The organism is Shewanella sp. 10B, from assembly GCF_023475885.1.
GTDB classification, from domain to species: Bacteria; Pseudomonadota; Gammaproteobacteria; order Enterobacterales; family Shewanellaceae; genus Shewanella; species Shewanella mangrovisoli.
Genome location: NZ_JAMDJO010000001.1, coordinates 433,973 through 455,620 on the forward strand (window position 1 = coordinate 433,973; position 21,648 = coordinate 455,620).

Annotated in this window: 13 protein-coding genes; 11 read left to right on the forward strand and 2 right to left on the reverse strand. The window is 50.5% G+C overall.

What is annotated here, in order from left to right:
• The first annotated feature begins 52 nt into the window (after positions 1-52).
• Together dnaE and tilS are read left to right on the forward strand one after the other, a co-directional pair.
• On the forward strand, positions 53-3,529 hold the full coding sequence (gene dnaE, locus M0415_RS01795) for a DNA polymerase III subunit alpha (protein WP_011717679.1): 3,477 nt from the start codon (positions 53-55) through the stop codon (positions 3,527-3,529).
• Positions 3,530-3,606: 77 nt separating this feature from the next.
• A complete protein-coding gene (tilS, locus tag M0415_RS01800) occupies positions 3,607-5,004 on the forward strand; it encodes a tRNA lysidine(34) synthetase TilS (RefSeq protein WP_249555882.1) in 1,398 nt (465 codons plus the stop codon).
• Positions 5,005-5,054: 50 nt separating this feature from the next.
• On the opposite strand, the gene dgcS is transcribed toward tilS, so the two are convergent.
• Complete coding sequence (dgcS, locus tag M0415_RS01805; protein ID WP_249555881.1) at positions 5,055-5,945, reverse strand: diguanylate cyclase DgcS; 891 nt, start codon at positions 5,943-5,945, stop codon at positions 5,055-5,057.
• A 170-nt stretch (positions 5,946-6,115) separates the two neighbouring features.
• Between dgcS and M0415_RS01810 the strand changes: the two genes are divergently transcribed.
• The 9 genes from M0415_RS01810 to M0415_RS01850 all read left to right on the forward strand — a co-directional run bounded on the left by M0415_RS01810 (position 6,116) and on the right by M0415_RS01850 (position 19,246).
• Positions 6,116-8,062: a monovalent cation:proton antiporter family protein gene (locus M0415_RS01810; protein WP_249555880.1), complete on the forward strand. Its 1,947-nt coding sequence runs from the start codon at positions 6,116-6,118 to the stop codon at positions 8,060-8,062.
• Between the two features lie 267 nt (positions 8,063-8,329).
• Positions 8,330-10,153 (forward strand): DUF885 domain-containing protein, encoded by a 1,824-nt coding sequence (locus M0415_RS01815; RefSeq protein ID WP_249555879.1) that lies wholly within the window; start codon positions 8,330-8,332, stop codon positions 10,151-10,153.
• A gap of 184 nt (positions 10,154-10,337) precedes the next feature.
• Positions 10,338-13,586: a DEAD/DEAH box helicase gene (locus M0415_RS01820; protein WP_249555878.1), complete on the forward strand. Its 3,249-nt coding sequence runs from the start codon at positions 10,338-10,340 to the stop codon at positions 13,584-13,586.
• 75 nt (positions 13,587-13,661) lie between these two features.
• On the forward strand, positions 13,662-14,420 hold the full coding sequence (locus M0415_RS01825) for a phosphatase (protein ID WP_249555877.1): 759 nt from the start codon (positions 13,662-13,664) through the stop codon (positions 14,418-14,420).
• A gap of 37 nt (positions 14,421-14,457) precedes the next feature.
• Positions 14,458-15,567, forward strand: coding sequence for an SDR family oxidoreductase (locus M0415_RS01830; RefSeq protein ID WP_425383155.1), 1,110 nt, complete (start codon positions 14,458-14,460; stop codon positions 15,565-15,567).
• Between the two features lie 347 nt (positions 15,568-15,914).
• The gene (gene cysQ / locus M0415_RS01835; RefSeq protein WP_249555875.1) at positions 15,915-16,721 is read left to right on the forward strand and encodes a 3'(2'),5'-bisphosphate nucleotidase CysQ; all 807 of its coding nucleotides are present in this window, start codon (positions 15,915-15,917) and stop codon (positions 16,719-16,721) included.
• A 62-nt stretch (positions 16,722-16,783) separates the two neighbouring features.
• The gene (mak, locus tag M0415_RS01840; RefSeq protein ID WP_011623368.1) at positions 16,784-17,704 is read left to right on the forward strand and encodes a fructokinase; all 921 of its coding nucleotides are present in this window, start codon (positions 16,784-16,786) and stop codon (positions 17,702-17,704) included.
• Between the two features lie 143 nt (positions 17,705-17,847).
• Complete coding sequence (locus M0415_RS01845; RefSeq protein ID WP_249555874.1) at positions 17,848-18,546, forward strand: YdcF family protein; 699 nt, start codon at positions 17,848-17,850, stop codon at positions 18,544-18,546.
• Between the two features lie 4 nt (positions 18,547-18,550).
• Positions 18,551-19,246 carry a DUF2982 domain-containing protein gene (locus M0415_RS01850; RefSeq protein WP_249555873.1) on the forward strand — a complete coding sequence of 232 codons (696 nt, stop codon included), beginning with the start codon at positions 18,551-18,553 and terminating at the stop codon, positions 19,244-19,246.
• Positions 19,247-19,339: 93 nt separating this feature from the next.
• On the opposite strand, the gene M0415_RS01855 is transcribed toward M0415_RS01850, so the two are convergent.
• On the reverse strand, positions 19,340-21,628 hold the full coding sequence (locus M0415_RS01855; protein ID WP_249555872.1) for an OmcA/MtrC family decaheme c-type cytochrome: 2,289 nt from the start codon (positions 21,626-21,628) through the stop codon (positions 19,340-19,342).
• Between the last annotated feature and the right edge of the window lie 20 nt (positions 21,629-21,648).

The window sequence follows — 21,648 nt, forward strand, 5'->3', positions numbered from 1 at the left end:
TAGTCTGCTTTTTTAGTGATTGTTAACCTGCTATTCAAAGATAATTCTAATTATGTCCGATCCTCGTTTTGTGCATCTTCGTGTCCACAGTGACTTCTCTATGTCCGATGGTGTGGCTAAGGTCAAACCCATCCTCGCCCAAGTTGAGGCGAAGGGCATGGCCGCGGTGGCTTTAACGGATCAAAACAACCTCTGTGGTCTGGTCAAGTTTTATGGTGGTTGCCACGGGGCGGGGATCAAGCCGATTATCGGCGCGGACTTTTGGATGCAAGTGCCGGGGTTTGATGGTGAGTTTTGTGCCTTAACCATCATTGCGATGAATAATGATGGCTATCAAAACCTCACTCAAATCATCAGCCAAGCCTATTTACGTGGCCATGTTCAAGGGCGCGTGGTGATAGACCAAGAGTGGCTTGTGACCTACAACGAAGGCATTCTGCTGCTGTCTGGCGGTCGAGAAGGGGACGTGGGTAAGGCGCTGCTTAAGGGCAACAATACCCAAGTTGAGTCCTTATGCGAGTTTTATCAGCAGCATTTTGAAGGGCGTTATTACCTCGAGTTATTGCGTACGGGGCGCACCGATGAGGAGCGTTACCTGCATATGGCGGTGGGACTGGCGCAGGAAAAGGGCATCCCAGTGGTGGCCACCAATCAGGTGGTGTTTTTAAAACCTGAAGACTTTGAATCCCATGAGATCCGTGTGGCGATTCACGACGGTTTTACGCTTGCCGATCCCCGCCGTCCTAAAAAATACAGCGAGCAGCAGTACCTTCGCAGCGAAGAGGAAATGTGCGAGCTGTTTGCCGACATTCCAGCGGCGCTCGAAAATACCGTTGAAATTGCCAAGCGCTGTAACGTTACCATCCGCTTATACGAATACTTCTTACCGAACTTCCCCACCGGCGATATGTCGATTGAGGATTATCTGGTTGATTGCTCTAAGAAGGGCCTCGAAGAGCGTTTAGAGTTCTTATTCCCCGATCCACAAGTGCGCGCCGAGCGCCGCGGTGAATATGACGAGCGTCTCGATGTTGAGCTTAAGGTTATCAACCAGATGGGCTTCCCCGGTTACTTCCTTATCGTGATGGAGTTTATCCAGTGGGGTAAGGATAACGGCATTCCCGTGGGGCCAGGCCGTGGCTCGGGCGCGGGCTCGCTTGTGGCCTATGCCCTTAAAATTACCGACTTAGACCCCCTCGAATTCGACCTGCTGTTCGAACGATTCCTCAACCCAGAGCGGGTATCTATGCCCGACTTCGACGTCGACTTCTGTATGGATAGACGCGATGAGGTAATTGACCACGTGGCCGAACTCTACGGCCGTGAGGCGGTATCGCAGATCATTACCTTCGGTACCATGGCGGCCAAGGCGGTTATCCGCGACGTGGGTCGTGTGCTCGGCCATCCCTATGGCTTTGTGGACCGTATTTCGAAGCTGATTCCGCCAGAGCCTGGCATGACACTCGCCAAGGCCTTTGAGGTGGAGCCTGCGCTGCAGGAGTCCTACGATGCCGATGAGGATGTGAAAGATCTTATCGACATGTGCCGCAAACTCGAGGGTGTGACCCGTAATGCGGGTAAGCACGCGGGGGGCGTGGTGATAGCGCCCACCAAGATCACCGACTTCTCGCCGCTTTACTGCGATGCGGAAGGGAAAAACCCGGTAACCCAGTTCGATAAGAACGACGTGGAAACCGCTGGCTTAGTCAAATTCGACTTCTTGGGATTAAGAACCCTCACCATCGTCGACTGGGCGCTGGAGATGATCAACAAGGTGGAGGTTAAAAACGGCCGTCCACCAGTGCGGATTGAGGCGATTCCCCTAGACGATCCAGCTTCGTTCCGCTTGCTGCAACGCTATGAAACCACTGCGGTATTCCAGCTCGAATCCCGTGGTATGAAGGATTTGATTAAGCGTCTGCAACCCGACTGCTTCGAAGATATGATTGCACTCGTGGCACTGTTCCGCCCGGGGCCTCTGCAATCGGGCATGGTGGATAACTTTATCGAGCGTAAGCATGGCCGTGAAGAGGTCTCTTATCCCGATTCTCAATACCAGCATGAATCCTTAAAGGAGCTGTTGTCGCCCACCTACGGTATTATTTTGTACCAAGAGCAGGTGATGCAGATTGCGCAGGTGCTATCGGGTTATACCTTAGGCGGCGCTGACATGCTGCGCCGCGCTATGGGTAAGAAAAAGCCTGAGGAGATGGCCAAACAGCGCGGTACCTTTAAAGAAGGGGCGATTAAGAACGGCGTCGACGGCGAGTTGGCGATGAAAATCTTCGACTTAGTGGAAAAGTTTGCGGGCTACGGCTTTAACAAATCCCACTCCGCCGCGTACGCGCTTGTGTCCTATCAAACGCTGTGGCTCAAGACTCACTTTCCCTCGCAGTTTATGGCCGCAGTAATGTCCGCCGATATGGACAACACAGACAAAATCGTCACCCTAGTGGATGAATGTGAGCGCATGGGACTGACCATTATTCCGCCGGATGTGAACAAAGGTCTGTTTAAGTTTACCGTCGATGATGACCTACGCATCGTTTATGGCATCGGCGCCATCAAAGGTGTGGGTGAGGGGCCGGTTGAGTCGATTCTTGAGGCGCGTAAGGACGGCCCCTTTAAAGATTTATTCGACTTTTGCGCCCGTATCGATCTTAAAAAGCTCAACAAGCGGGTGATTGAAAAGCTTATCTGCGCCGGCGCCTTAGATGCGCTTGGGCCGCACCGCGCCTCTATGATGGCCACCTTGCCCGAGGCCATAAGCGCCGCCGATCAGCATGCGAAGGCCGAGGCCATCGGCCAGCATGATATGTTTGGTCTGCTTAATAGCGACCCTGAAGACAGCAAGCAGCAGTTTGTCGAATGCACTCCGTGGCCCGATAAAATTTGGCTCGAAGGGGAGCGCGAGACCTTAGGCCTGTATTTAACCGGTCACCCGATTAATCAATATCTGAAAGAGCTTAAGCATTACACCTCTGGACGCTTAAAGGACGTGCATCCAACCGATCGCGGCAAAACGGTGAAGGCGGCAGGCCTTGTGGTGGCAACCCGAGTGATGCTCACTAAGCGTGGCTCAAAAATGGGTCTGCTGACGCTAGATGACAAGAGTGCACGCCTCGAGGTGATGCTCTTTACCGAAGCCTTTGAGAAGTTTAACCATCTGCTCGAGAAGGACAGGATCCTGATCTGCGAAGGTGAAGTCAGCTTCGATGATTTTGCCGGTGGCAACCGCATGACGGCGCGTAATATTATCGATATCAGCGAGGCGCGCAGCCACTTTGCCAGCGCCTTAGAAATCGATTTAGACGCCTCGCAGTTAACGCCAAGCGTGCTAGAAAGCATCGAGCAGTCAATAAGCCCATGGCGCAATGGTGCCGTGCCCGTGGTGATTAACTACAGTCAAGCCCAGGCCAAAGGCCAATTTAGGTTGGCGGAAAATTGGCGAGTCAACCCCAGTGATGAATTGGTGTTTGCCCTTGAGAGCCTGCTTGGGCCTAATAAGGTGCGGATCCTGTTCCCCTAATCGATAACCTGAAAGAGACTTTGGGGTTGGGGGATTATTGAGCATCAGCGAGTGATGGATTTTATAGGGTGAGTGCAATGGCGGCGGTGGAACTTTGTGCCCATATAGCGCGATTTTTAGCGAGCTTACCACTGCAAGCGGGGAGCAAGTTAGTCCTCGCTTACAGCGGTGGCGTCGATTCCGAAGTGCTCGCCTACGGCTTGAGTGAATTTGCCAAACATCACCCCGAGTTACATTATCAATTGATTTATGTGCACCATGGCTTGAGCCCTAATGCCGATGCTTGGGCCGAGCACTGCCAAACTCGCGCCGCCAACTATGGTTTACCAATCACGGTGGAACGAGTACAACTCACCCTAGGGCCGAGAGTGAGTGTTGAGGCCGAGGCGCGAAAAATGCGTTATCAGGCGATATTGCAGCACCTTAAGCCTCAGGATGTACTGCTGACCGCCCACCATGAAGACGACCAACTCGAGACGATTCTACTCGCCCTCAAACGCGGTCAGGGCCCCAAAGGATTAGCCGCCATGGGGCCAATCCAAATGCTCCCACTCGGCGAGAAGGGAGCTTGCCTGCAAGTGCGTCCCTTGCTCGATATTAGCCGTGAGCAGATTGAAGCTTTCGCCCAAACCCGGCAGCTAGTGCATATCGAAGATGAAAGTAATCAAGACGATAAATACGATCGTAACTTTTTACGCCTCGAGATTATCCCACGCCTAAAAGCACGTTGGCCCAGTATCGCCACCACCGCAAGTCGCAGCGCTCAGCTTTGCGCCGAGCAGCAGGCCATAGTGGATGCCGAGGTGAGTGAGCGTTTACCTAAGCTGTTAACCGAGGCACCCTTTACCCTGCAAACCGTGCTTAAGCTCGATGAACTGGCTGCACAAACCAGTGAATGGCAAGGATTACTGCTGCGGGGCTTTATCGAATCCCAAGGCTTTGGATTGCCTTCCTATGTACAGTTACAGCAAATTCTGCAGCAGTTAATGGGTGCCAAAGAGGATGCCAAAGTGCAGCTCCAGATTGGTGACTGTGTGCTGCGCCGCTTTGCAGGCATGCTTTATCTGGATAATGTAAACACCGCATCTGGCGCGCCACGCATCACTACGCGCGAACTGCATCAAGATATTCTGGCTTTACTCACTCAAGCATCAACAAGGCTTGAAGATAAAATTGCGCCATTTACCTTAGCTACCACGGGTCCTCGGCTGCGTTTACCCAAGGCAGGTGAGGTGGTGAGCCTGCGTTATCAGTTGCCGGGACAATTTCGCTGTCAGCCGCATTTTCGAGATAAGGGACGCGAGCTTAAAAAACTCTGGCAAGAATGCGCTGTGCCGCCATGGTTACGTGCTGATGTAGGGTTCTTGTTCTATAACGAGCGTTTAGTGATGGCGCTGGGACTCTGGGTCGAAAAGGCATTTTGTGCCCAAGGGGATGATGTTGGGCTTAAGTTTGATGGGCAAGCAATCGGATAGCAGAGTGTATTTGCCATGCTTTATCGCAAGTGAGCAGCATCCATGCTCGATTAAGATAGTTGGGTAGGGCTTAACTTGTAGCAATTACGGCCCGAGGCTTTGGCTTGATACAAGGTTTTATCCGCTTGCTCATAGAGTTGTTCGGCTTCCATAGTATCGCTCGCCTCAGCCGCACCTAGGCTACTGCTTACGCCAAATTGATGGAAACTCGCATGGGCATTGGTCGCTGTGACGATACGTTCGCACAGTAAGCCCGCAGCATGAATATTGCCTTGCACTATCACCACAAACTCGTCGCCTCCAATACGGAAGGCCTGATCGGTACTACGGATACTGCTACGGATAATGTCTCCAAACTCCTTCAAAATATAATCACCACATTTGTGACCATACCTATCGTTAAGCTGCTTAAAATTATCCAAATCCAATACGATTAGTGATACCGCACCCTGTTTTCTGTGGGCTCTGGCCACCGCATTTTTCAAACTTTGAGTGTAATAATGACGATTGCCAAGGCCGGTGAGGGAATCGAACATCGCCTGCATCGACATCTCTTGATACTGCATGGCATTTAATAATGGCTGCAGCAGCAAGGGCTCAATCTCTTGCAGGATAATGGTTTGCGAAGGTGTGAGCGGTGTCAGCAGTTGATACTGCAGTGTAAGTGGGGTGTCGCCACAGATGATCTGTCGTTTCAGACTGATCCCATAACGTTTGCCCCAGCTTAATTTTTGTTGCTCGGCTTGCAGGCGAACACCTTGGACGGGCAGATGTTGTCCTAGCACTTTGCCGTAGCAGGCAAAGACTGTCCGCGGATCTAAGCTAGCGTGCAGTTGCTGAATAACTTGCACCAAATCCAGAGGCGTGGATACAGGACTGTATGCCTCTGTTTGATAGTTATATTCATCAGGATATAAGGTTGTCGCTAAGCCAAAGTCCATTATGTTTACCCCAGCAAATGAAATGGCAATTGGAACTATTGTCCATATTAAGCAATATATGTGCCGTGTTGTTTACTAATAAAATTTGTCTTTGTATGTCACTCAGTTAAGCTTAAAGCGCACTCCCATATTTTTGACACGCCAGTTATTTGACAGGAGTTATCGAGCCTATGGAGCATGGTTTCTTGATCCAAGTTCTCCTTATGTTGCTGATCGCCATCGTTGCGATTGCCTTGCTGCGGCGTATCGGCTTGCCGGCGATTTTGGCGTATTTATTAACGGGTGTGGTGAGTGGGCCCAGTGGGTTCCATTGGTTTACCCAGCAGCAAATGCAGTCCGTCGCTGAACTTGGGGTTGTGCTCTTGATGTTTACGCTGGGACTCGAGTTTTCGGTGCCAAGATTGTGGGCCATGCGCAGAACCGTATTTGGATTAGGTAGCGCGCAGGTGATTGTCACCACAGTACTCACTATGTTGGTTGCCTTAGCCTGTGGCTTGAATGGCATAGAATCTTTAGTCATAGGCGCGGCGATAGCCCTTTCCTCCACCGCAATTGTGCTCAAACTGCTCAACGAGCAGGGCTGGCTTAGGCGTCGCCATGGCGAGCTGTCGGTCAGTGTGTTGTTATTTCAAGATTTAGCCGTCGTTCCTCTGCTTATTTTGCTGCCATTACTCGGGCAGAATGATGAGCCCTTGATGTTAGCGGCGATTGCCTTAGCGCTACTTAAGGGCATTCTTGCCTTCTTTTTACTGATGGCCTTAGGCAAATGGGCTTTGCCTCGACTGTTTGATGAGGTGGCAAGATCCCGCTCCAATGAACTCTTTGTACTCTCGACGCTGGTGGTGGCTTTAGTTACGGGGGCTTTTACCCAGTGGTTAGGCTTGTCGATGGCGCTAGGCGCCTTTATGGCGGGAATGTTGCTCGGTGAGAGTCAGTACCGCCGCCAGCTAGAGGCGGATATTCGGCCGTTTCGCGATTTACTCATGGGGCTGTTTTTTATCTCCATCGGCATGATGCTCGATTTCGCACTGGTGATGCAGTTCTGGTGGCAGATTTTACTGATCTTGCTTGCTGTTGTGGTTGGCAAGGCGCTGATTGTCCATGGTTTATTGCGACTGGTCGGCGAGCCTTTTCGGATTGCTATCAGCACGGCTTTGAGTCTGGCGCAGGTCGGTGAATTCAGTTTTGTGGTATTAGCCCTGGCGGTCAGTTATGGGTTATTGAGCAATCAGCTCAGCACTATGCTGGTGATGGTCGCGGTATTGTCGATGAGCATTGCCCCTTGGTTGGTGCGCCATAGCGTGGATATTGCCAAGTGGCTGTTAGGGATCCGCCAGTCGGGGCATGTGGATGAAGTGGTGCCGATAATTACCGAAGATCATGATCTGGTGGTGATTTTAGGTTACGGCCGTGTTGGTCAAACCATAGCCCGATTTTTAAAGACTGAAGCCGTGCCCTATTTAGTACTCGATCTTGATCCTACGCGGGTGTCTGAGGCGCGCCGGGCAGGGGAGCCGATTTACTTTGGCGATGTGTGTAAGCGGGCAATCCTTAAGCAGGTAGGGATTAAACACGCCAAAATGATCGTTATCACCTTCTGCGAGATCCGCAGTTTAGAAGAAGCCTTACCCCTGTGTAAGCAGTTGGCACCCGACGCCAAAATCCTCGTCAGAACCCGCGACGACAGTGAGTTAGACATGCTGCAAAAGGCGGGGGCGAATCAGGTGATCCCCGAAACCTTAGAGGGCAGTTTGATGTTGGTCTCGCAGGTGCTGCATCAATGCGGTGTACCGTTGGCGCGGATCCTTAAGCGACTGGAGTCGGAGCGGCGCAACCATTATCAATTTTTACACGGTTTCTTCTCCGGTACCGAAACTGACTTTACCTTAGAGTCGCTCCATGCCGTGCTGTTACACCGCGGTGCGGATGCCGTGGGTAAGCAAGTGGTGGATATTGATTGGGAGCTGCTTCGGGTAGAGTTAAGAGCCATCCGCCGCAGTGGCGCCGAAGTTGAACATCCTGCGCAGGATTGGGTATTTCGCGCGGGTGATATTTTACTGATTGTGGGTAAGCCCAGAAGGCTTGAAAAAGCCGAGGCCAAGCTATTGCATGGATAGCTGTATGGTTGCTTAGGTAGTGACATCACGACTGGCAAAAGTAGCCGCAATCCTAACTTTTAGATGTGCTGGTCGCGCGCATTGGGTTAACCGTTCGCTATCCGCTTATTCTTCTGAGAGTTTTTGCCGGGCTGAGGCGCTATGCTGGCAAACACCAATTGCAATGATTCGTTACGTTATAAAATTGTTGCTTAACTGTGATGGTGATATTCTCGCTGCCAAATTATCTTGGGCGTATGGTCCCGACAATGGCAAGGAGCGTGAATATTGAAAACGGTATTAAAACGAATTGGACTGGGCACTCTGGCCTTAGTGCTGTTGCTCGGGGCGCTCGCCGCCCATGAATGGTTTGCGAAAAAGCCTTTTTTCTTCCGCGCATTTTTAGATAGAAGCATGGTCAAAATGGCATTCGAAAGCCCCGAGACCTTAACCTCCTTGGGATTTTTAGAATCCGTTGGCATTACAGGCCACAATGCCTTGCTCGACGATGATAGCCCTGCGGCCATGGATAAAACCTTTACCCAAGTCCGTGCCCTAAGGGATACTTTACTCAGCTACCAAGATGCCGATCTGGATGATAATCAGCGCATTTCGAAGGACATTGCACTGTATCTGGCGGATTTTGCCTTGGCATCTGAACCCTATCGTTACCACAATTATCCTGTCAATCAGCTGTTTGGTGTGCAAAATGGTTATCCGAGCTTTATGCAGGCGCAGCACCAAGTGCACTCGGTTGAAGATGCCGAAAACTACCTATCACGCTTAATTGCGGTGAAGACTAAATTTGGCCAAACCTTAGAAGGATTAAAGCTTCGAGAAGCTAAGGGCATTATTCCGCCTAAGTTTGTGATTGAGCGGGTGCTAACCGAGATGAATGACTTCATCAATGCGCCCGTCGAAGACAATATTCTCTACAGCTCCTTTAAGACTAAGCTTGCCGACACGCAAATCAGTGCCGATGAGCAGGCGCGTTTGCTTGCTGAGGCAAAAGTCAATATCGAGTCCGACGTTAAACCGGCATATCGACTCTTTATCGATTACTTCACGGCGTTACAGGCCAAAGCGGGTACGGACGATGGTTACTGGGCCTTGCCGAATGGCGATGTGGCCTACGAGCAGTTGCTGAAGTTTTTTACCACCACAAATTACAGTGCTGATGAAATCCATGCCAAGGGATTAGCCGAGGTGAGCCGTATTCAGGACGAAATCATGACGATTTTGGCCGCGCAGGGATACGACACCAGCCAAGGATTCTCGGTGGCAATCGAAGCGCTGGCCGCCGATCCTAAGTTCTATTATGAAGACTCAGATGTGGGCCGAGCGCAGATCTTAGTGGATTACCAAAAAATCCTCGACGAGGTGAATGCGGGCTTAGATAACGCCTTCCGTATTCGTCCTAAAGCGGGGATGGAAGTGGTGCGCATTCCTGAATTTAAAGAGAAAACTGCACCGGGCGCTTATTACCAGCAGCCGGCGATTGATGGTAGTCGTCCGGGGCGTTTCTACGCCAACCTGTTCGACATCAAAGCGACGCCTAAATACGGCATGCGTACCTTGGCTTACCATGAGGGGATCCCTGGGCATCACTTCCAAATCGCGGTGGCGATGGAGCTTGAAGGGCAACCGTTGATCCGCAAGATGGCGCCTTTTACGGCCTATATCGAAGGTTGGGCACTCTATTCTGAGCGTTTAGCTTGGGAACTCGGTTTTCAGCAAGATCCCTTCGACAATATTGGTCGCTTACAGGCGGAGCTGTTTAGGGCGGTGCGTCTGGTTGTCGATACGGGTATCCACCATAGTCGCTGGACGCGCGAGCAAGCCATTGACTATATGAAACAAAATACCGGTATGTCCGACCGCGACGTGACGGCAGAAATCGAGCGTTATATCGTTATGCCCGGTCAAGCGACAGCTTATAAGGTGGGCATGATGAAAATTCTCGAACTGCGGGAAAAAGCCAAACAAGCCCTAGGTGATAAATTCGATTTACGGGATTTTCACGATGTGGTGCTAAAAAATGGTGCGGTTCCCTTAGATATTCTAGAAAAATTAGTTGACCGTTATATCGCCGAAAAGCGCAGCCAAGCCTAAGCTTGCGTGAGCTAACGACCCGCAGGCGAGCCCTGCGGGTATGTTATCCGGCTCTCGTATGTGAGTCCTATTCTGGCTTTCCCCATTCGGTTTCAATACAATTCTCCCTTACACGTTGATAAATGCCTTAGACAATCATGGGTTATTGTCCGTCGAGGTATTTTTGAGTTTCAAGGTTTTGCAGATGAATCGCTTGTCCCCCCAAGAGCCAATCCAATTGACTCAAACGGCTATTGAGTCCTTATTCACGCCGCCGACACTGATGCGCGCCCGTGATTATGTGATGCAGGGGAGGGTGTTAAGCGCGAAAGCCAATGCCGATTTTCGCCATATCGAAGGCACAGTCACAGGCACGGAAACTACGCCCTATCGTCAGGATATTCGTCTAGTCAGTGTCAATCATAAACTCGTGATGAATGGCTTCTGTTCTTGCCCCGCTAGCGGCAACTGCAAGCATATGGCCGCGGTGCTCTATAGCCTGCTTACGGATAAAACCGTTGAAGATCAACGTATCGCCCAGTGGTTACACCTACTCGATGAAGCCGATGATCCCAATGTGAATGATGTCGAATCCCTCTACGATGACAGGGTGCTGTATATCCTCTCAAAGGACGATAACGGGGTGTTTATTGAGCTGAGACGCGGCAAGCTTGGCAAAAAGGGCGGTTACAATAAGGGCACTAAGATTGCGCTCTCGGACGTGCAATATTATATGCCCGCTTGGATTGGCGCCGAGGATGTGCTGATCTTAAATCTTATCATGTCGACCAGACGCCACGGCGCATCGCGTTTGTATCTTAAGGCGCAGTTGGGGGCGGTGGCGATTGAGAAAATGCTCGCCACTGAGCGCTGTTTCTGGGAGGAGAGCCGCCTCGCATTAACCGCGGGTGAGGCCATTACACCGCAATTTCTTTGGCAGGATATTGACAGCGAACACAAGCAAATGCGCCTAGTCTTGCCCGAGCGGGATAACTGGGAGCTGGTGCCGACTGAACCGCCTTACTATATCGAGCTGGATTATTTTCACATCGGTCTTATCAATACCGATATTAGTGTCGATAAGCTTCGGCTACTCAGCCAAATGCCGCCGGTGCCGAGCACTCAGGTTGAATTGGTGAGCCATCGACTGATCAAGCATTTTTCGGCGCGCACTGTGCCGCCGCCAAGTGCGATTGATTTTGTCGAGCTAAGAGATAAGTTACAGCTTCGTTTGACGCTTAAGGCAATCCCCGCAGGCACAATGCCACTTGGCAGCACGCAGCCGTCTGCACTGGATACTCGCATCGCCCAGCCGTATCTCGCGCTGGAATTTGTCTACGGGGATCTCGTTTTAAGTGGCAATGCCGCCAAAGAAGCATTAACCCTAGTGACTCAGGGCGGCACCACCTATCAAATTAACCGCGCGCTTGAAGAAGAGCTGCAAGCCGTGTCAAAGCTGCAAACCCTTGGCTTTAGTCGCTTTAGCTTGGAGGGGGCAACCAATGCGGCTTCCCTCTGGAGCTTAGGTCACTTGCCCGATGCGATTCGGGAATGGCTAGCGTTTATCGATGAAGAAGTCCCAAGATTACAAACTCAAGGCATCGAGGTGCGATTTGCCCCAGAGTTTAGCCTTAAGGTGGTCGATACGCCGTTAACGGTTGAGCTGGATGACAGTCAAGAAGGCTGGTTTTCCCTATCGTTACATGCCGATATCAATGGTCAACGCTTGCCTATGTTGCCGCTGGTGGCCACTTGGTTAAAACAACATGGCGAGCCGGCTGATGATGCCGAGTTATTGCTACCCAGCCCCTCTGGCGAATGGCTTAAAATTAAGGCCAGTGTTATCAAGCCTTTAATGAGCATTATTCAAGAGTTGTTTGAACAGCATCGCGGCCAGAGTATCGCCTTACCTAAGTACCGTGCGCATTTACTCAATGAGTTAGCCGAAAGCGAGATTAGCCTGCTCAATGGTGAAAGGGTGCGTCAGCTCGCGACAAAGTTAGCCGAATTTAATGGTGTGGTTGCGGTCAGCGCGCCGACAGGACTGAATGCACAGCTACGGGCTTATCAGCAGCAGGGCTTAAATTGGCTTTGTTTTTTAAAGGAATATCAACTCGGAGGCATCTTAGCTGACGATATGGGGCTTGGGAAAACCATTCAAACCTTGGCATTTCTGTTAAAGCAGCAGGAGGCAAAATCCGTTGGGCAGCCAAGACTGCCGAGCCTGATTATTTGCCCAACCAGTTTAGTGGGAAACTGGGCTAAGGAGGCGGCCAAGTTTGCGCCGTCGTTAACCTTGGCGGTGATCCATGGCGCCCAGCGTGGGCCCTTGTTATCGCGATTAAGCGAGTTTGATGTCGTTGTCACAACCTATCCCCTTATGGTGCGGGATTACGATTATTACCAGGCTCAGCCGTTTGAGCATATTGTGCTCGATGAGGCGCAGCAGATTAAAAACGCCCAAGCCAAAGTGAGTCAGCAAATTAAGGCGTTGCAAGCGCCGTTTAGACTCTGTCTTACCGGCACCCCCCTTGAGAATCATTTAGGTGAACTCAAGTCATTGATGGACTTTTGTTTACCGGGACTCTTGGGTACAACCGCCTATTTCAATAAGGCGTTTCGCTATCGGATTGAGCGTTATGGCGATGGCGAGCAGGCTAAGGTGCTGAGTCAACGTATTGCTCCTTTTGTATTACGGCGAACCAAGGCCGAGGTGGTGACTGAGCTGCCACCTAAAACCGAGATCTACCAAACCCTAGAGCTTGAGAAAGATCAGCGTAATCTATACGAAAGTATTCGCTTGAGTATGGAGAAAAAAATTCGAGAATTATTTGCAAGCCAAGGTGTGGCGGGCAGCCATATCGAGTTTTTAGATGCCTTGCTCAAATTGCGCCAAGCCTGCTGCGATCCGCGATTAGTCAAACTCGAACAGGCGCAAAAGGTTAAGAATAATGCCAAGCTAAACTGGCTGAGCCAAAACCTGCCGGAAATGGTGCAGGAAGGTCGCAAGATTTTAATCTTCAGCCAATTTACCAGTATGTTGCTGTTAATTGAGGAATTGCTGCAATCCCTTGGCATCGACTACAGCAAACTGACGGGGCAAACTCGGCTGCGTCAGGGGCAAATTGATAAGTTCCAAGAAGGCGATACGCCGGTATTTTTAATCAGCTTAAAGGCGGGCGGCACTGGGCTTAATCTCACTGCGGCGGATACGGTTATCCATTACGATCCTTGGTGGAATCCGGCGGCAGAAAAGCAAGCGACGGACAGGGCGCACCGGATTGGTCAAGAAAATCCAGTGTTCGTCTACAAGCTGATTGCCGAAGGCACGGTCGAAGAGAAAATCCAAGAAATGCAACAGCATAAGCAAGGTTTAGCGGATAGTATTCTCGAAGGAAAGGGCAAAGGCGCGTGGCAAGGCAGTGCCGATGAATTGCTCTCGCTTTTCCACTAGCTGAGCCTAAGGGACGTTAACCGACTAATGGTTAACACCATACTGAACACAATAGTGACAAGACAGAGGTGACCCATGCAGTACCCAGTCGATACCCATACCCATACCGTGGCATCTACCCATGCCTATAGCACTATCCACGATTATTTAGCGGTGGCGAAGCAAAAGGGGATCCGTCTGTTTGCCACCACTGACCATGGCCCGGCGATGGCGGATGCACCGCATTTTTGGCATTTTGTGAATTTACGCGTGCTCCCGCGTATAGTCGATGGCGTGGGGATTTTACGCGGCATCGAGGCCAATATTAAAAACCGCGAAGGTGAAATCGATTACTTTGGCGATTATCTGTCTCAGCTCGATATCGTGTTGGCAGGGTTACATGAGCCAGTATTTCCGCCCTCGGATAAGGCCACCCATACCGAGGCGATGATTAATGCCATTAAAAGTGGCAAGGTCGATATTATTACCCATCCGGGTAACCCTGCTTATCCCATTGATATTGAAGCTGTCGTCACCGCTGCCGCTGAATATGGGGTGGCGCTTGAAATCAATAACTCCTCCTTTGAAGTCTCTCGCAAGGGCAGCGAAGCTAACTGCACCGCGATTGCCAAAGCGGCAAAAGAATTGGGGGCCACTTTAGTGATGGGCTCGGATTCCCATGTGGCTTTTAGTCTCGGCGGGTTTGACCGTGCCTTAAGTATTATTGAAGCGGTTGATTATCCAAAGGATAAGCTGCTCAACCGCTCCCCGATGGCACTGCTTAACTTCTTAACTCAGCGGGGGCATCAAAGCGTTGCCGATTTAATGCCGCTATTTAGCGACGATATCGCTTGAGGCGCCGACGTTAAGAATGCGAAAGGATAACAAGGCGATGCATGCGCCTAATGGCGAGTCAGAATCGACAGTAACTGTATTGTTAACTGGCGCAGATAGCCAACTGTCGAAAGCACTATTACGAGTGCTTGCCAAGGCGGCTTATCGATTCGATGGTCGCACCTTTCGTGTGCACGCGCTTAACCATGCCGAGTTAGATATTGGTGATAAACAGAGCGTTACCGCTGCCTTTGCCCACGTTAAACCTGACTGGGTGATTAACTGCGCCGCCTACAATGCGGTCGATAGGGCAGAAACGGCGGCGGATGAGGCTTATCGTGTCAATAGCCTTGGACCTGAGTTATTGGCAAGCGAATGTGCGCTCACGGGCGCGCGTTTGGTGCATATCTCCAGCGATTATGTGTTTAGCTGCGAGCCAGTGGGCATTGAGGAACTGGCGTTAAATCAGAACAGCTTAACCGATAGCATCTTAACCCATAGTGGCTTAACTGAAAGCGGCTTAATTGAAAGTGGCTTAACTGGACGCGGGTTAACCGAAAGCGCCACGCCTGCGCCCTTATCTGTCTATGGCCAGAGTAAACTTGCGGGTGAGCAAGCGGTGCTGCGCATCTTGGCTGAGCACGCGATGGTTATTCGCACCGCATGGCTCTACGGTGTCGATGGACATAATTTTGTGAAAACCATGCTGAGGTTGATGGCCACTGCGTCAGATGCTCAGCCACTTACCGTGATAAACGACCAAATAGGTTCGCCAACATGGGTAGATGCACTTGCGTATCTTATTTGGCAGTTGATAGCGAGTCCGTTAAGCGTCGGTTGCGGATCTGGATTATTCCATTATGCCGGGCAGGGGCAATGCAGTTGGTATGAATTTGCCCTCGAAATCCAGCACCAAGCCTTGGCATTGAAGTTATTAGATAAAGCCCTGCCGATTAGCGCCATAGATAGCCTAAGTTATGCGGCAAAGGCGCTTGAGAAAGGCAATAAACTGGCACCAAGACCCAGTTACAGCTCGCTAAATAGCGATAGAGTTCGCCAGTACTTAACTAGGGAGAATTTGGCATTAACCCATTGCCCCGAGCTGTGGCGTCACTGGCGGTGGCAGCTTAAGGCTATGCTTGAAGATTATGCCGAAAAATGCCCTTAGCCATTATCTCTAACCATAAGTGGTTGTGAATGACGTTCAGTTCCTTTGAATACAAGATAAGTTGAATGCCCGAAGTGCTCCACCCAAGCTACTGATTTATTTTTCCAACCCGTTTTATTTTCAAGGCTGTGAATACGAATGCAGCCTAGGCAATGACTCTTTTCAGCGTATCCTGCTTGGCTTAGACTCGACTTATTTAGCATTTATGCCCGTGGCCTAAGCCTTGCGCCTAAGTGAATTAGTCTGTGCCTTAGTCGATTTTGCTCGATGAATGATGAATTTGTTCTTAATTATCAATTGCTGCCAGTGGCATAATGCCGAAAAGCAAATCGAATACAGGTGGCTAAGTGACAGATAATACAGCGATGGCAGCGCATTTTTCGAAGGCCGATTTACTGCGGGTGGTAAAGATTGCCCATGCGGCAGGCGACGCCATCATGGCAATTTATGCCCTAGAGGATTTTGCCGTTACGCAAAAGCGTGATGAGAGCCCGATGACGGCGGCCGATTTGGCGGCTCACAAAGTTATCTTGGCCCAGCTTACCGAGCAATTTGCGGGTATTCCCGTGATGTCGGAAGAAGCAGCGGATATTGCCTGGGATGAACGTCAACACTGGCAGACCTATTGGCTGATTGACCCTTTGGATGGCACTAAGGAATTTATTAAGCGAAATGGTGAGTTTACCGTCAATATTGCGCTTATCCACCAAGGAGTTGCTATTGCTGGTGTGGTTTATGCGCCTGTGCTCAATACCGTTTATTTTGGCGCCAAACACTTAGGTGCTTGGCGACAAGATGGGCAACAAGAGCTAGTGCTACAGGGCTGTAATACGCCAAGACAAGTACCGATTGTGGTGGGCAGTCGTTCGCATTTAAGCCCTGATGTGGCGGAATATTTAAAGGATTTCGGTCAACACGAGATGTTAAGCGTGGGAAGCTCGCTGAAGTTTTGTATGTTGGCAGAGGGCAAGGCCGATCTCTACCCAAGATTAGGGCCTACGAGCGAATGGGACACGGCAGCCGCGCAGGCCGTATTGGAAAGCGCAGGCGGCAAAGTGGTGTGTTATGACTCAGGTTTACCCTTAACCTACAATCAAAAACCTGACATATTAAACCCTTATTTTATTGCCACGGCGCCAGGCTGGGCAGAATAACGAATAATGCCAAGGGCATCTGTACTGACGCCTTGGTCGAATAACAGTGGAGTAAGTCATTCATGATACGCATGGGCATCGATTTAGGTGGCACAAAAATAGAACTCGTCGCCTTAAGTGAGGAAGGTAATGAACTGTTTCGTAAGCGTATCAATACCCCTAGGGATTATCAGGGCACACTGAATGCCATCGTCGATTTAGTGAATGAGGCCGAAGCGACCTTAGGTGAAAAGGGCACGGTTGGCGTGGGGATCCCGGGAGTCATTTCTCCCTATTCAGGATTAGTCAAAAATGCCAACTCGACCTGGATCAACGGTCATCCCCTCGATGTGAATTTAGGGGAGCTGCTCGGCCGTGAAGTGCGGGTTGCTAACGATGCCAACTGTTTTGCGGTATCCGAAGCTGTGGATGGTGCTGCTGCGGGTAAATCTGTGGTGTTTGGGGTGATCATTGGCACGGGCTGCGGCGCGGGTGTGGCCATTAACGGTAAAGTACACGCTGGCGGCAATGGTATTGGCGGTGAGTGGGGCCATAATCCGCTGCCTTGGATGACCAAGGAAGAGTTTAATACTACCCGTTGTTTCTGCGGGAATCCCGATTGTATCGAGACCTTTATTTCTGGCACCGGCTTTGTTCGCGATTACAACGAGGCCCTCAGCCGTGCAGTGAATGTCCAAGCTGCGCCCGCTAAATCTGGCACAGAGATCATGGCCTTAGTCGATGCGGGTGATGAAATGGCCATCGCGGCCTTTGACCGTTACATGGACAGACTGGCGCGCTCACTCGCCCATGTGATTAATATGCTCGACCCGGATGCGATTGTCCTCGGCGGCGGCATGTCTAATATTGAAGCGATTTATCCAAGATTACCTGCATTATTAACTCGTTATGTTGTGGGGCGTGAATGCCGTACCCCAGTGGTGCAGAATCTCTATGGCTGCTCTTCGGGTGTGCGCGGCGCCGCTTGGTTATGGGAAAAATAACACAGTAACGTTACGTTTTCAGTCGTGACAACGCATCGCCTTGGCGATGCGTTTTGCTTTCTTTTGATGTTATGATTGCGCTCCTTTGAACGATTGGGCTCTAACGCATGTTTTGGGTTAAGAAAGTTGTCTCTCAGGCAATCATGCCTATTCCATTTATCCTGTTGTTATTACTGCTGTCTTTGTTGATTTGGCGCAAACCTCGGTTAGCCAAATGGGCGATTGGCGCTGCATTTACATTGCTTTTAGCGCTTAGCAGTCAATTAAGTGTCGATTACTTGGTCAAGCCTTTAGAAACTCAATATCCCATTAACTCCACTCCTATTGCGGGTACCTGTGTGGTGATGGTGCTGGGTTCTGGGCATGCCGATATCCTAGGTGCTACGGCGGTGCAATCTTTATCGACGGTCGCCTTAGCGCGGCTAACGGAAGGACTAAGGCAACTCCAATTAGGTCAAGATTGCACCTTAGTGGTCAGTGGTTGGGAGGGCGAGCTAACGCAGCGCCCCCACGCTGAAGTGATGGCAAAGGCGGCGGTTGAGCTCGGCGTTGATGCGACACGTATCGTTCAATTCCCCCTCCCGCGCGACACGATTGAAGAGGCGCACTATTTTAAAGAACACTTTGGCAATCAAGCTGTGCGATTAGTTACCTCTGCTTCCCATATGCCAAGGTCGATGGCGATCTTTAGCGGTCAAGGATTAACGGCGAGCGCCGCGCCGACGGATTTTAGGGCAAGAGACAGTTTCTACTGGCGCTTGACTGCGGATAACTTACTCGCCTCGCAACGGGCGATACACGAATATATAGGCCGTTTGTGGCTCTGGATAAAACAGGGATAAAAATATGACGCAAGAGTCCGATGTTGTCTCGGTTCGCCCGCTATCTAAACGTAATGGCTTAACTTTAACCATTATAGGAGCCAGCGCCTTCGTCTTAGGTTTTGGTTTATTTGTGCTATTTCCCGAGCTATTTGCCGTGGGCTTAGTGTTTTTCAGTTTAGGTGCAATTGCCTTGATATTGGGCTTAGCCAAAGTGTACGAGCCTGAGACCACCTTAAGCATGGATGAGCAGGGGCTGACCTATTTTCATCGCCGCGGCAAAGTGGCGGTAAGCTGGAGCAACATTCAACGGGTAGATATTCCGCGAGTCACTCAGGGTGTTGATACCATTGAGCTTTCCTATATAGGCATTAAGCTCAAACAGTTGAATCCTATCCTCGATAACATTTCATTGCGTCTTGCGGCGGGATTATTGACTGAGCAGCGGCCATTACTGGTGACAGCAGCCTCACAGCAGGAAGATTTGGCAACCTTAGAAACCTACCTTGGCGCCGAGTTTAGCCCTTTAGTGGTCGATGGCGATCGCTACCGTGGGGTATTAGCGATGTTTGGTCATCGCTGCGTGATGCTCAATACTCACCTTGGTTATCATCTTTATATTCCCCATGACAGTTTAGACCGTGACCCGAGAGAATTTATTAAGCTGTTAAGGCAACGTATCGCACAAAGTGCGACTCAAGTTGATACGACAACGAATTAATCGCTATGCATAAAAAAGGGGCCCCGTAGGGGCCCCAATAAGTTGCAGAGAGGAGACTCGGGTTGTGCAGGGGGCAACCCGAAGGTACTAGTACTAGTGTGCTACCTCTGCGTGTACCTTATCTATGCCATAGGTTTTACCTTCAGCATGGCAGGTCGCGCATGATTCTACTGGTAGGTTAGGATCGGTTACAGCATCGGCTTCGACAATCGCACCGTTACTTCTAAAGTGAGCTACTGCTGCTGCATCTGAGTGAGCGTGACAGGTGCGGCATGATTCAGCAACAGGGCTAATGTAGTTGCTGCCCACTTTGATAGCACGTTTGCCAGAAGTTAAACCACCGTCAGCTGCGAACAGGGTTGCACCATCTTTGTGACAGGCTGAACATGCGGTTTCTGGTGATGGATAACCTTCTAATTCGCCTGCTGCATTGCGGAAGATGCCTTCGACAACACCGAAGTTACCACTGTGGAAACGGTGAGCAACGGTGAATAGGTCTTTGTTATTAAAGGTGACGTCTGGATTTACCACTAACTTGCCATCTTCGCCTTTGTAACCTGTCGCGCCATGGCCAGAAGCACCAGTGGTATCGTTGTGACAGTTCATACATTGATCGAAGGTGTAAACCCCGTGTCTGTAGCCTTTCGCATAGTCTAAGCTACCATGACATGCGTTACATTTCGCTTCTTCAACTGTGATGCGAGCAGGGTCGTTCATACGGGCTACCGCAGGTGTACCGCCGCTTAAGTTAAAGAATTTCACTGCTGAAGTGTTACCTACAGGGCTAGTTGGACCATATTCAAGTCCTTCAGTATTACAGCTAACCACTTTACCCGCTTTGGCACAGAAGTTGGCTTCAGAACCGACGTAGATAGTGCCAGTTGCTTGTGCATCAGGGATATCTTTCACGAAGGTTAATACGCCACCTGACAGGGTACCGTTTTCCAGTTTCAGGCTAACGGCAGTAGGTTTAACGTCACGCCATGAGTATACAGTGCCATCGGTGGCCACATTACCCAGTAGCAAACCGTTAGCAGCAAGTATCGCTGTTGGGTTGCTGGTGGCATTGTAGGTTTTCAGGCTAGTGCCATCGGCAATGGCAGCGCCATTGAGTGTGACGTTAGCTTTTATTGTTAGACTTTGCATGCCCGCAACTGCTGAAGTGCCTAGTGTCGCGCTGGTAAAATCGACAGTCATTAATGACGCGTATTCAGCACGTTTACCGACACTGTGGACTGCTTCAGGCGTTAAGCTGCCGCTACCGTGACAGGATTTACATTGAGTGTCATCGGCTTGAGCTAAACCAAACTCAGAGTGGTTTTCACCGGTTGCGAAGTTAACATTGATATGGCAACCCACGCAGGCCTGAGCGTAGATATTGGTGTTATAGCTTGGTTCACCATCGTGACAAGACTTACATTCTTTCAAGTCTGATGGGAAACCAATTTCACCGAAGTACTCTTTGGCTTCGCCAGACAGATAGTCCGCATTATGTTCGCCCGCATGGATACGGTGGATCATAGGTGCAAAGTCGAATACCCAACCTTCAGCAAGTTGTGCATCACTTGGCACTTGGTCTGGGTTGTGGCAGGTTACGCAGTTTTTAACGTCTTGGTAGTTATGGTGGGCTTCAATCTTCGCGATATGGCCATCCACTTCACCGTGACAGTTTTTACAAGCCGCGCTCGATACTGTGTCTTTACCTGATGCAGCTAACTCATCGGTTGCTGGGATAAAGTCAACAGGTACTGAGAGCACCTTATCAGACAAGGCTACGCCCGCAGCGTTGACGATATTGTAAGCGCGTAAAAAGACTCTGTGTACCGCATTAGGATTGTCATTTGGATTGATGATTGGCGCTGCGCCATCATAGGTCCAAGTGGCAGTGTAAGTGCCTGGATTTGCAGTGTCCTCGGTTAATGTACACGCGTTTTTAGTACCGTTAAGGCCATTGAGTGTACAAGTTAAAGAGGTGCCTGCATTGTTTGCCATGGCATTGTTTTGCCATTCAATGGGAGCGCCCGTGCCCGAGGTGTTTTCATTCGCCGTTAACGAATAGAGGGCAATTTTGTCGAGTCCCATAAAGGGCACATCTTTGCCTGAGCTTTTTCCGGTTAAGCTGAACTTAACGCTAAAGCCTTCGCTACTGGTGACTTTAATGTCGGCTGGGCTGAGGGTGAATTTCAGATCAGTAATGGAGTCAGCGGTTTTAGCAAATGAGCCTGCAGGAAGTCCGGGTGTTCCTGGCGTGCCGGGGGTACCTGGTGTGCCAGGGGTTCCTGGTGCACCATCTTGCCCGTCTTTGCCGTCCCCGCAGGCGGTTAGACACAAGGCGCTGGTGAGCGCCAGTGCCAGTAGAGATTTATTGTAGTTTTTCATCATCGCGTCCCTTTTTCTTCTAT